This window comes from Okeania sp. SIO2F5, assembly GCF_010692685.1.
Taxonomy (GTDB): Bacteria; Cyanobacteriota; Cyanobacteriia; order Cyanobacteriales; family Microcoleaceae; genus Okeania; species Okeania hirsuta.
On sequence record NZ_JAAHGU010000037.1, the window covers coordinates 1 to 13522 of the forward strand.

At 36.9% G+C, this 13522-nt stretch carries 9 protein-coding genes; 6 read left to right on the forward strand and 3 right to left on the reverse strand.

Annotated features, from left to right (window positions below; all coding sequences use genetic code 11):
* The first annotated feature begins 214 nt into the window (after nt 1-214).
* Nucleotides 215-364: a hypothetical protein gene (locus F6K27_RS14335; RefSeq protein WP_287276783.1), complete on the forward strand. Its 150-nt coding sequence runs from the start codon at nt 215-217 to the stop codon at nt 362-364.
* Nucleotides 365-742: 378 nt separating this feature from the next.
* On the opposite strand, the gene miaA is transcribed toward F6K27_RS14335, so the two are convergent.
* Nucleotides 743-1684, reverse strand: a complete 942-nt coding sequence (gene miaA / locus F6K27_RS14340; RefSeq protein ID WP_287276785.1) for a tRNA (adenosine(37)-N6)-dimethylallyltransferase MiaA — start codon at nt 1682-1684, stop codon at nt 743-745.
* Between the two features lie 340 nt (nt 1685-2024).
* Between miaA and gyrB the strand changes: the two genes are divergently transcribed.
* On the forward strand, nt 2025-5273 hold the full coding sequence (gene gyrB / locus F6K27_RS14345) for a DNA topoisomerase (ATP-hydrolyzing) subunit B (RefSeq protein WP_287276786.1): 3249 nt from the start codon (nt 2025-2027) through the stop codon (nt 5271-5273).
* Between the two features lie 504 nt (nt 5274-5777).
* On the opposite strand, the gene F6K27_RS14350 is transcribed toward gyrB, so the two are convergent.
* Together F6K27_RS14350 and F6K27_RS14355 are read right to left on the reverse strand one after the other, a co-directional pair.
* Nucleotides 5778-6374 carry a 50S ribosomal protein L25/general stress protein Ctc gene (locus F6K27_RS14350; RefSeq protein WP_124145383.1) on the reverse strand — a complete coding sequence of 199 codons (597 nt, stop codon included), beginning with the start codon at nt 6372-6374 and terminating at the stop codon, nt 5778-5780.
* A gap of 1363 nt (nt 6375-7737) precedes the next feature.
* Nucleotides 7738-9072 (reverse strand): adenylosuccinate synthase, encoded by a 1335-nt coding sequence (locus tag F6K27_RS14355; protein WP_124145382.1) that lies wholly within the window; start codon nt 9070-9072, stop codon nt 7738-7740.
* A gap of 776 nt (nt 9073-9848) precedes the next feature.
* Between F6K27_RS14355 and F6K27_RS14360 the strand changes: the two genes are divergently transcribed.
* The 4 genes from F6K27_RS14360 to F6K27_RS14375 all read left to right on the forward strand — a co-directional run bounded on the left by F6K27_RS14360 (nt 9849) and on the right by F6K27_RS14375 (nt 13271).
* Nucleotides 9849-10901, forward strand: coding sequence for an adenosine deaminase (locus F6K27_RS14360; protein ID WP_124145381.1), 1053 nt, complete (start codon nt 9849-9851; stop codon nt 10899-10901).
* A gap of 724 nt (nt 10902-11625) precedes the next feature.
* Complete coding sequence (locus F6K27_RS14365; protein WP_287276857.1) at nt 11626-12072, forward strand: sugar ABC transporter substrate-binding protein; 447 nt, start codon at nt 11626-11628, stop codon at nt 12070-12072.
* Between the two features lie 98 nt (nt 12073-12170).
* Nucleotides 12171-12392 (forward strand): histidine kinase dimerization/phospho-acceptor domain-containing protein, encoded by a 222-nt coding sequence (locus F6K27_RS14370; protein WP_287276859.1) that lies wholly within the window; start codon nt 12171-12173, stop codon nt 12390-12392.
* Entirely contained in the window at nt 12393-13271 is an 879-nt protein-coding gene (locus tag F6K27_RS14375) for an ATP-binding protein (RefSeq protein WP_287276788.1), read from the forward strand.
* The last annotated feature ends 251 nt before the right edge of the window (nt 13272-13522 follow it).

The window sequence follows — 13522 nt, forward strand, 5'->3', positions numbered from 1 at the left end:
GATATTAAGGCAGGGATGTACCCATGAAAAGGGACGTTTAAGAGAGGAGCCGTGATGAGGTGAAAGTCTCACGTCCGGTTCTGAAGACGAGTCGGGTAGGGTAACTTACCTGGCTTAGTTTAACAAAACAGGAGATGAAATAGCAACAGAAAAAAATGCTCAAATATCCCAAAAAGATGCTCAAATTAAACAGGCATTATTATTAGCAATTGAAATGGGATTAAAGCTCAAATTTGGTGATAAATATGTGGGGATATTATCTGAAATTTCAGCAATTAATGATGTGAAATTGTTAGAGAGAATTGTTTCTCAAATTCCCCAAATTTCTTCAATGGATGAATTGCGAAAACTATATACTGAATAACTCAAAGTTTGGGTGCATATTCCGTACTCTAATAGACATCTCCAGAAAATTTGAGTGAAGAGGACGCGGGGAGGGGGAGACGTGCAGATAGATGGACCCGGGGGTTTTCTTTAAAAGACATTTCCAAAAATCAAAAATAAAATCAATTCTTATCCATACATCATCAATTATTCCCCTCCTGGGAGGGGTTATGGGTGGGTTCCCTGTTCCCTGTTCCCTCTTTTCTGGAGATGTCTAATGAATAGAGCGAGTAGATTGAATTAATTACTCAATTATCCAATCTCCGCGTCCCCGTGTCACCGCGTCTCCGTGTCCAATCTTCAAAACTTACCCTTGTAAACACTCACCCACTCCCCCACTCCCCTACTCCCCCACTCCCTACTCCCTACATAATATAAACTCCTCCACTCGCTCCCAAACTTTATCTAATAAACCTGTTGCTGCTGCATCAAACCATTCAATTTCTGGGTACGCTCGAAACCAAGTCCGTTGTCGCTTGGCAAACTGACGAGTATGTAAAACTGTTGCATCTATCGCGTCAGTTAAACTAATATCCCCTGCCAAATATTGTTTCATCTCTGCATAACCCAATGTATCTAACAATGGCAACTCCGCACCATATTTTTCACACAAAAATTTTACTTCCTCCAGTAACCCAACTTCCACCATTTTATTAGTCCGATGACGAATACGATCGCCCAAAACTTCCACATCACAGTCTAACCCGATCTGCAAAATAGGATAATCTGGTGGGTTTTCTCCCTGCTGTTGAGAAATGGGTTTCCCACTCACATAAAAAACTTCCAATGCTCGCAACGTTCGTACCGCATCATTAGGATGAATTTTTTGAGCAGCAATCCCATCAACTTGTTGTAACATTTCGTAACATTGCTTTTGACCTAAATCTGCTAACTGCGATCGCAACTTTTCATTAGGCCCAACTCTAGGAATCTTTAAACCTTTAACTACTGCCTTAATATATAGACCCGTACCCCCCACTAATAAACTTGGAGATGCCACATTAGTTTTACTAATTAAATCTTGTGCCTGTTCCTGATATTCTGCTAGAGTTAAAATCTCCGTGGGTTCACAAATATCTACTAGGTAATGAGGTACTAATTCCCGTTCTGTTGTAGTTGCTTTTGCCGTTCCAATGTTAAAATATTTATACACTTGACGAGAATCTGCGCTGATAATCGCCGATCCTAATCTCTGGCCTAAACCCAAAGCTAATCCAGATTTACTCGTAGCAGTAGGCCCACAAATAGTAATTAACATTATCTTCAGATAAATAACATTTCCATTGATAGAAAGTTTCATGGCACTTCACTACTTCTTCCTCATCTTTCCCATTATTTAAGTATTCAACCAAGCATAATATATAGCAGTCAAAGCAAAGGTTAGGACAGATAAAAAGCTTAAAACTCAGACAACGTAATACTTTTCCTTCTTCCTTCTTCCTTCTTCCTTCTTTCTTCTGCTATAACTTATGACTCCTGATTCTTGACTTTTGACTTATATGCTGGGTATATCCCCTAAATAAATTTCTCTTCAAAATAGCCTAGAGTCGCTTTTAAGGCTTTTATGCTATAATTTACTATAACTTTATCATTTTTTTACAAAAGTTGCGATTAAAGCCAGTATTAGGAGGGATATTGCTATGGCCAGCAGCGATTATGGCGCTGAACAAATACAAGTTCTCGAAGGTCTCGAAGCGGTACGCAAGCGACCAGGAATGTACATCGGTACCACAGGACCTCGTGGACTACATCATCTAATCTATGAAGTTGTTGATAACTCTATCGATGAGGCGCTAGCTGGTTATTGCACCCACATCGAAGTCGATCTGAATCAAGATGGTTCTGTGAAAGTGACAGATGATGGCCGGGGAATTCCGGTGGATACCCATTCTAAAACAGGTAAGTCAGCTTTAGAAACAGTGATGACCGTTCTCCACGCTGGAGGTAAATTTGGTGGTGGTGGTTATAAAGTTTCTGGGGGATTACACGGAGTGGGGGTTTCTGTGGTCAACGCTCTGTCAGAATGGGTAGAGGTGACGGTTTGGCGCGATAAAAAGACACATATCCAAGGTTATGAGCGTGGCAAACCTACTGGAAACCTGAAATCTAAGTCTAATAAAGAAAAGCGCACGGGTACATCAGTACACTTTCTCCCCGATGAACAAATTTTTACTACAGGTATAGAGTTTGACTACAATACTGTTGTTGGCCGTCTGCGAGAACTAGCATATTTGAATGCAGGTGTCAAGATTACGATAACAGACCACCGCCTGGAATTAATCAAAAGTGATGAACCACGAGTTGAATCTTATTGTTATGAGGGTGGGATCAAGGAATATGTTATCTACATGAACCGGGAAAAGCAACCTTTGCACGAAGAGGTGATTTTTGTACAAGGTGAAAAGAATGATGTGCATGTAGAAGTTGCTTTGCAATGGTGTATTGATGCTTTTAGTGATAATGTTCTCGGTTTTGCCAATAATATTCGGACTATTGATGGTGGTACTCATTTGGAGGGGTTGAAAACTGTTTTAACCAGAACAATGAATGGTATTGCTCGTAAGCGAAATAAACTCAAAGAAAGTGATTCTAATTTAGGTGGTGAAAATGTCCGGGAAGGTTTAACGGCAGTTATTTCTGTAAAGGTTCCTGAACCAGAATTTGAAGGTCAAACAAAGACAAAGTTGGGCAATACTGAAGTTAGAGGTATTGTTGACTCTTTGGTAGGAGAAGTTTTAACTGAATATTTAGACTTTAATCCTCAAATTGCTGATGCAGTTTTGGAGAAGGCTATTCAAGCTTTTAAAGCAGCAGAAGCAGCACGTCGAGCGAGGGATTTAGTTAGGAGAAAATCAGTTTTAGAATCTTCTCCATTACCAGGAAAACTAGCCGATTGCAGTACGAAAAACCCTGAAGAATCCGAAATATACCTTGTGGAAGGAGACAGTGCCGGGGGCTGTAACGATGGCCATCAACAAGTTATTTTAGCTGATGGACGTAGACTTAGCTTTATCGAAATAGTAGCCGAGCAAGCTGAGGGTAAAGAACATTTTTGTTACACAATTAATGAGAGTGGATATGTGGCAATTGAAAGAATAATTAATGCTAGAATGACTAAGAAAAATGCCACAGTTCTTAAGATAACTTTGGATAATGATGAAACTATCATTTGTACTCCAGATCATCCTTTTATGCTCAGAGATGGTAGTTATAAACCAGCAGCTTTATTAACACCAAATGATGCTTTGATGCCTCTGTATCGAAAGTTATCTCAAAAGACAAAAACTGGTCAGGGATTAGATGGTTATGAAATGGTTTGGAACCCTAAAAAAGAAAAGTGGATTTATACCCATTTGTTGGCAGACTTTTATAACTTGAATGCAGGAGTATATCAGTCAGGAGATGGCAACCATCGTCATCATGTTGATTTTAATAAACTCAATAATAATCCTACCAATATTCAGCGACTTCCAGCAGAGGACCACTTAGCATTACACAGGGAACATCTTGAATTCACTTTGCATCGTCCCGATGTCAAAGAAAAAAGTCGTCAAGCTCATACAACTGATGAATATCGGGCGAAGATGAAGGAACGAATGCAGGAACCTGAGACGCGAGAAATTTTATCACAACAAGCTAAAGCACAGTGGGAAGTTGATGAGTATAAAGCTTTTATGGTTCAGAAATGGCGGGAGTTTTATGATAGCAATGAAGAGTATCGTGAACAAAATCGCGAACAGTTAATGAAAGCACAGCAGGAATATTGGAGTAAAGCTGAGAACTGTGAAGCTCGAGCAGAACAAGTGCGGGATTATTTTGCTAATAACCCAGAAGCACGGGAAGCAGCTTCTGAAGTAGCAAAACAGCAATGGCAAGATGAAGATTTGTTGGAGTGGCGACGGCAAAAAACTAAGGAACAGTGGACTCCTGAATTTCGTGCCAAGCGTCGCGAGGCGTTAAATCAAACTTACTATCGCAAGACTCTTGAGGCGTTGCATAAGGTTTACCAGAGTTCTCGTTTCATAGATTTGGAATTGTATGATATTTATCGTCGTCGCGAGAAGGATAAGTCGATGTTGAAGTTTGAGACTTTCTGCGACCGCTATTTTGGAGGAGACGAATTTTTAGCGCGGGATGCTATTCGTAATTATAATCATCGGGTTGTTTCTATTGAACCTCTGGAAGAGCGACGGGATGTTTACGACATTGAAGTTCCTAATACTCATAACTTTGCTTTAGCTAGTGGAGTTTTTGTGCATAATAGTGCCAAACAAGGTCGCGATCGCCGTTTCCAAGCCATATTACCGTTGCGGGGTAAAATTATCAACATTGAAAAAACGGATGATGCTAGGATCTACAAAAATAATGAAATTCAATCAATGATTACAGCTTTAGGTTTGGGTATCAAAGGTGATGAGTTTGATGTGAGTCAACTACGCTATCATAAAGTAATTATTATGACTGACGCAGATGTTGATGGTGCCCACATCCGCACGTTGTTGTTAACATTTTTCTACCGATATAAACGAGCGTTGGTAGACCAGGGTTATGTATATATTGCTTGCCCTCCTTTATATAAAGTAGAGCGGGGTAGGAATCATTACTATTGTTATAGCGATCGCGAACTCAACCAACTCGTTCAAAATGAGTTTCCTGCTAATGCTAACTATACTATCCAACGGTTTAAAGGTCTCGGTGAAATGATGCCAGGACAACTTTGGGATACGACAATGAATCCAGAAACTCGGACTTTGAAGCAAGTAGAAATTGAAGATGCTGCGGAGGCGGATCGGATATTTACAGTATTGATGGGCGATCGGGTTGCTCCCCGGCGTGAGTTTATTGAAACTTATGGACCAAAATTGAATATTACTGACCTGGATATTTAGTAAAAAATAGGGATGACAAAGGTTCTTTTTGAGCAATTCTCGTAGAGACGTTTCATAGAAATGTCTCTACATTTTTTTTCACATTTATGTCTTGAAGAAAGCAGAAGGCAGAAGGCAGAAGGCAGAGGTCAGAAGGTCTAATACCATTTTGAAAAAAAAATGTTACGAATAATAAGTGTGATTAAAAGACAGGTGCAGGAAATGTCCCTTTGACAGAAAAGAGAATTTATGACCTAAAAACTGGTATTGAAACCATTCCCGTGTGACTTAGTCCTCCTGAGTTCCCCTCCTGAGAGGGGTTAGGGGTGGGTTTATTTCTCAGAAATACCCTAGCTATTTGTAGCAAACATTTATCAATTTGGTATAATTGCTCATGGATAGTCTTCTACACGCCATTGAGTGTCTTATCATCCCATACAATTTTCAACACCCCCGTTGACGGTGGGGTATTAAACCCACAAAAGAAGAGATAATAATATCAACTGATACTATGAAATCTCTACTTTATTCTGCTGCTTCACCCTCCGACTCTGTAGATGACGCTCCCACAGGAGCCATTACACGCGCTAACACTAGGTCTGCTTCTCCTGCCGCTTCTACTCCTTCTGGTAAAGTAATTTGATTTAGCTGAAGAGACTCTCCTAACTTAAGACCTGAGATATCTATATCCAATGTTTCAGGAATTTTATCTGGTTTACATCTGATTGCTAATTCTGTAACAACCTGGTCTAAAATTCCACCATCTACCTTAACTCCTACTGGATCGCCAACAAAATGTATAGGTACTTCTACATCTAAACTTCCATGAGCAGCTACGGAGAAAAAACTTAGGTGAAGAATTAAAGGTTTATAGGGATGAGATTGAACTTCCCGAAGAATAGTTTTGCCACTCCAAGAAATATCAGGAACTTGAAGATCGATAATAGTATTGTTAATAGAGGTATCTTTTAACAACTTTTGTGCTTTTTTAACTTCAATTGTTAATGGAACTGATTCTGTACCTTGATGACCATATAATACTGCAGGAATTAATCCTTCTCGTCTTAGAGCTTTGGTTTTGCTACCTTCAGGTCTTTTTTGACATTCTACTGTAACTTCCATCTTGACTTTTTTCGCTTAGTTTGCTTACTAATTATACCAAAGTTTTGGATACATGACATTGACAATTAATATAATGTTTGTTTAATAGACATAGGCGTGAAAAAGATATAGACTTTTTGCACATAGCAGGCAACAGGCAACAGCTCCGGAAAGCAACAGGGAATAGATTTGTAGGAAAAAGGTACGAAAAATGATTTAGGGAACTGACTTTTACAACTCTAGCTGATATTAAATAAAGGGTAAGTTTATTTTCACCAGATGTCTAATAGCTATTTGGAAAAAACATTCTTCTCACTTCAACAACAAATTTATCTATTTTCCCTACTCCCTTATTTATCAGTATTCAATCGGACTGATAATCTAAAACCTGAACAGATAATTACATTTATAGTCATTTAACTTTAGATTGAAACAAAGATTTCTTGCTATTAGGGAGTTTCAGACGAAAAAACGTCTCATTTTTAAGTTAAACTACTATAATTACATTTTTGAGGCAAGGAATAAGAAATAAACGGCAATAACGAAAAGCGCTGTAAAAGAACTTTTAGACATTCTAGTTTTACAGCTTATCATAATAAAAAATCTCTTAGGATCGAGGAATCAGATTTTCAATTTTTTATATATTTCTGGATTTTTTACCAAACTTCGGTAGTGGTGCATTGTAATGGTATAACCAGTAGGAGGATCTTGCTCCCGTTCTAAGTTTTGCTCGCCTCAAGGTACCATTACGGCGACAGGACTACCAAATCTTTTATTGTAGAAGGCAGAAGTAAAAATCTTACCTGGTCTAAGTTTTAGATTCTTTAGCTGTCCTAACCTTTGCTTCAACTGCGATAAAATATCTTTGAAGAAGGCAGAAGGCAGAAGGGAAAATTGCTTATTGATTCAAACCCCAAGCCATTTTAAGCACAGTTTAGACAGTGGGGTATTAAACCCGCCACAGAAAAGATAATTATGCTTTTGGCAGAAGTTAGTATCCAGAGGAATAACAGAAATAGAAGAGGTATTAAAAAAACGGCATTGCATCACTAAGGGATGATTTTGATATTTGCCCAAAAATTTGCCATTATTGATCAAAAGTTTGAGTTTCAGCAAATTTAATCATCATCCCGCAACTATGCAACCCCAAAAAAACGGAATAAATTAATATTTAACTTTTACTTTTGCCAGCAGTTTATTATTTGAGTAGGTCAGTAAAGTCAAATAAAAAATAATTTTTGAGAAAAAATGGGAGTTAAACAATTTTTTTCTCCTTCCTTAAACTCTAAATTATTAGTTTGAGATTTCTTTATACCCATCCACATTAAAAACAATTATCATTTATCATTTATAGCCAAATCACATCAAAATCAAATTTGATCGATTAAGAAATAATCGTAGTACCATGGGAACCTAGGAGTGCTCGCTTTGGCCCGTGAATTGGGTCTTCAACTACAATAGTCTGATCACGACTAGCTCCTAAAGACACAATGGCAATAGGTACATTCATTAGCTCTGCCAAAAACCGTAAATAATCCAAAGCTTGCTTGGGTAAATCTTCAAGACTTCTACAATCTATAGTTGGCTTTTGCCAACCAGGTAAAGTTTCATAAATAGGTTCACATTTAGCTAGCTGCAAAGAACTACTGGGAAAATCTTCACAACGCTCACCCTCCATGTCATAAGCTACACATACTTTAATCTCTGGCAACTCATCCAATACATCCAATTTAGTAATTGCCATACAATCCATACCATTAATTCGGACTGCATAACGTCCAATTACCCCATCAAACCATCCACACCGACGTTCACGACCAGTTGTTGTCCCAAATTCTGCACCGCGATCGCGTAGCAATGTCCCTATATCATCTTTAGCTTCCGTGGGAAATGGTCCTTCTCCCACCCTAGTAGTATAGGCCTTCGCCACCCCAATTACTCGGTCAATCATTGTTGGCCCTACTCCCGTACCCACACAAGCACCTCCTGCCACTGGATTTGAGGAAGTAACATAAGGATAAGTACCATGGTCTAAATCCAAGAGAGTACCTTGTGCCCCTTCAAATAAAATATTGCGTCTGTGTTGAATTGCATTGTAGATTTTTAAAGACGCGTCTATAACATTAGGTCTGAGACGCTCTGCATACTCTAGATATTCTTTTACTACCTCATCTGGGTCTAAAGGAGATAGATTATAAAGCTTTTCTAAAATTACATTCTTATAGTTAACTGTCCAATTTATCTGTTCTTTTAATCTATCTGGACTCATCAAATCAATCATCCGAATCCCAGTACGCTCAGACTTATCAGCATAAGTTGGACCAATACCTCTTCCTGTAGTTCCTATTTTTTGACTGCCTCTACGTTCCTCCGATGCCCGGTCTATTAGTCTATGGTAAGGCATTGTCACATGAGCAGCTTGAGAAATCATCAAATTTGATGTGGAAATTCCTAAAGCTTCAACCTGGTCTAATTCTTCAATCAGAACCTTGGGATCGATCACTGTTCCAGAACCAATTATACACTCAGTATCAGGATAAAGAATACCCGAAGGAATTAAGTGTAGTTTAAATGTTTGACCATCAACAACAACAGTATGGCCAGCATTTACTCCCCCCTGGTAACGCACTACCACATCTGCTGACTTGCTCAACAAATCAGTAATTTTTCCTTTTCCTTCATCGCCCCACTGGGCACCTATCACTATTACGTTAGCCAAGGGTCTCCTCTACGGATAGTTAACACAATTTTTTATTATTGCATCAACTAAAAATTATGTCAATTTATTTTTGTTAATTTTTGTTACGATAAGCTAAGGTCGTATGCCTCAAATTCTTGCTGTCATTTAGGGTTCAAATAGCAGGAGTCAGGTAGGGGAGTCGTCGGATTAGCGACGTACAGGATAAATGGGGATTATAAACGAGGTTAGGAAGAAGAATTGTCTGAGATTTTTCAGCTTAGGTCTGCTCAAAATATTAGCTTTTCACTCCTAAGAGCTAGCACTTTAATTTCTGTGAAAAAAGGTTTTTACCTTTAACACTATCTCTCAAATGCTTTTATGCTTAACCAGCAAGCTCTAATTATCAATTGGTAAAGAGGCAAAAATCAGACTATTTGATTTTGTGTTGAAATACTGTTTCGATTCTTTAATCCTAACTAGGTGACTACTGATTTTTTAATCCTAGAAAATACTATTGTTGTCTTAGATAAAATATGGAATTATAGCAACTCCCAAGAAGCGTGAGGTACAAAATTCGTAATTTTTAGTAGGGGCGTTAACGATAGTTATTGGCAAGCTAATGGCCGTTCTACCTGTACAGAAGTAGCGGGTGTGGCACCATGGGGTGCGATAGCTTGAGCTACTCTGATGGTATAACCCTCAGTATTTAGATAACTAACATTTCATTTGTGCAAAACTTATTTAGGACAGCTATATATTACTGAAACTAGGATTACTTATTAATACTTATACTTACAAGGATGAATTAGATTTTTATGGCTTTACACGCAGAATTACATAGACATTTAGGAGGTTCCGTAGTTCCTAGAGTTTTATGGCGATATTTCCAACGCCAAAATGAGGAGCTAGCAAACCGTTTTCCCGAATATCAACAATTTGAAGAATTTTATACCAAACCAAGGAACACATTAGATGAATATTTAGAACTACATACGTTAGTAGAACACGTTCAAACTATTGAGACATTGCCTTACTTTATTTATCGCTTAATTCGAGGTGCTTATACATTTGAAAATTTAGCTTATTTAGAGTTACGTTATACACCTTACTTGAGAACTCCAGACCATTTATCTCAGTCTGAACGTATAGATTTAATGTCAGAAATAGTTACAACTGTGGGTAAGGCAAGTCAACAAAATGAATACCCGATTGTTACTAGCCAAATTTTATGTATGCACAGTAGGTTACCCTCTGAAGTTAATCAAGCAATTGTAGATTTAGCAGTGCAAATGCCAGAATATGTATGTGCTATAGATTTAGCTGGTGGAGATAATCATTATGGCGAACGTATAGATGAGTTTATTAAACTATATAAATATGCGCGCTCCCAGGGGGTAAAAACTACTGGGCATATTTATGAAACTCCCAACGGTTGTCATCCAGAATTACTACCTTATTTAATGCGAATTGGTCATGGAATTCAAATTCCTTTAAAACATCCAGAACTATTAAAAGAAGTAGCTAACAAAGGGCAATGTTTAGAAGTTTGTCCAACTACTTATTTCAAAACAGGTACTATGGATAATATGAGTCAGTTAAAGACAGTATTTGACCAATGTTTTGATGCAGGAGTAGATATTGCTATTTGTACAGATAATGCTGGTTTACATAATGTACGTTTGCCGTTTGAATATGAGAATTTACTAACCTTAGATGTGATTGATTTTCGACAACTACAAGCTTGTCAAAATGCAGCATTTCGTCATGCTTTTGCTTGGCCTCATAGTAAGCGACCAGAGGAAATGTTAACAGGATTATTACAGCCAGAACCTATAGTTGCAGGAGCCGTAAATTCTAATCTAGCATAAAACATAAAAGTAAAAAGTACATTTCTAAGGCAGCTTCACTCTATAAGTAGGCTGTTTTTTTATCTAATATGAAATAGGCCGGAATTTATCAATTTATCTTTTTATTTAAAGGAACATCTCCTTTTAACTGGAGTTGTTTTAAACCTTAATTATTCGGTAAAGTCTTTTAACCGCCCTTATTATTCGTGACATTCTTTTTTCACAGTTGGTGTTAGTAATAGCAATTATTCAATATAATTCCACAAAAAATAACTTAGAAATTAATACCTAGAAGGAATCTCTCCAATCCTATTTGTGATCTATATCTATTATTATTTTCCTTTTTTTTCAGTAGAACATGGTAAATTTTGGGCGCTATGTATCAAATTGTAAATTAACTCAAAAGTTGATCTTCATTGCTTTTAGGGGTTTTTTGATTAAAAATGCAACATCTTTTTTTTTAGCCTGCTCTACTTACTCTTCCTTCTTCTTTCTTACTTCTTACTTACCTTTGTGACGAAATTTTTCAAACAGAAATTAAAGCTACCCAACCTTGGAAAATAGCCTACATCCTCAAAACAACTCCACAAGAACCTTATTGGAAAGACGTTAAAGAAAGCGCTGAAAAGGCAGCACAAAATTTCAATGTAGATATAAGTATAATTAATTCCGAAAAACCTCAAACAACAGAATTTGTTGAAGACCAAAAAAACCTCAAACAACAGAATTTGTTGAAGACCAAATTATTCTAGTAGCAAATTTAATTGAAACGGAAGAAATAGATGGAATTATTATCGGTTCATCTGATTCAATTCGATTAGTTCCTGCCGTCGAAAAAGCTATTAATTCGGGTATACCAGTTATTGCTATGGATACTCCACTTAATAGCGATCGAATACTAACTTTTGTTGGATTTGATAATTTTGCTGCGGGAAAATCAATGGGTGAGTGGGTAGTTAAAAATTTAGGAGGAAAAGGTACAGTAGCTATTTTAGATGGTGCGCCAAATCACGATAATTCTATTCAGCGTCGCTTGGGTTTTACGGCAGGTTTAAAAACAGGGGATATGAAAATAATTGCTATTGAATCTGCTAATTGGGAGCAATCAAAAGCACAAGAAATCACCACAAAATTGTTGAAAAATTTTGACAATATTGATGCAATTATAGCAGCAAATGATAGTATGGACTAGGTGCTATTCAAGCGGTAGAAAATAGTCAATATCCGCCAATAATTATTACAGGATTTGATGGTCTAGAAAATGGTTTACAAGCAATTAAACAAGGTGAAATTACAGCTAAAGCAAAAAGTGAATTTTTAGCAAATATGAGCCATGAATTGCGGACTCCTCTAAATGGAATATTAGGTATAGCCCAACTTCTGCAAAATTCACCAAATTTTACATTTCAAGAACAACAAGAAGTTGAGATTATTTATCAATCTGGCTCTCATTTACTAACACTTATTAGTGACATTCTTGACATATCTAAAATAGAAGCTGGCAAACTATAATTGTTACCAGAAGAGTTAGATTTTCCCAAATTTATTAATGGAGTAGTTGAAATATTTAGAATTCGTGCCCAAGAAAAGAAAATTTATTTGAACTATCAAGTTATTAACAAATTACCTCCTAGAGTTATAGCGGATGAAAAAAGATTAAGACAGGTATTAATTAACTTATTAGGAAATGCCATTAAATTTACCGACCGAGGAGGGGTTAATTTTAAAGTAGACTCTATGGAAGAAAATAATTCACAATCAGAAAAACAACAAAAAATTCGTTTTCAAGTAGAAGACACGGGGAAAGGTATTCATCCCAATGATTTAGAAAAAATATTCCTAGCATTTGAACAAGTAGGAAGTAATCGAAACAAAGTTGAAGGAACAGGATTAGGACTAGCAATTAGCCACAAAATAGTAGAGATGATGGGAGGTTCATTAAAAGTAACTAGCAAACTAGGAATTGGTAGTATTTTCTGGGTAGATTTAGACTTACCTCTAGCTCCAGAATTATCACAGCAAGTAAACTCAAATTCATCATTAATTACTACTCAAAAATCCAATAATTCCCAGTCCATAAAACAATCTATTTTACGCATTCTCTTAGCAGAAGATAATCCTGTCAACCAAATTATTGCGAAGAAGATGTTGCATCGCTTAGGATATACTATAGAAATAGTAAAAAATGGTTTAGCAGCAGTAGAAGCAGTCAAAAACCAATTCTACGACATCATATTTATGGATATACAAATGCCTGAAATGGATGGTCTAGAAGCAACCCATCATATCCGTCAACAATTTAAAAATACTACATCTACTTGCCAACCTTGGATTATTGCTATGACAGCAAACGCAATGAAAAAATACCTTTTTTTACTTCACTTTGCTTAATATCCTCTATCTTAATTTCATCCATACCCATTGAGTTATCATTCAATGGTGGATCAGAAAATTGTTCTAAAATTCCAACATTTGTATGAATAAAATCAAAAGTAATTTCTTCATTTTTAATTACTTTTCTACCAGTATTTTCAATATTGCAAGAGATGAGATACAAATCTACAAGCTCATAATCTTCACCATAAAGGATACTAATATTTTTCTGACCAATATCTTTTTTTGAACTCTAAAACACTCGATAT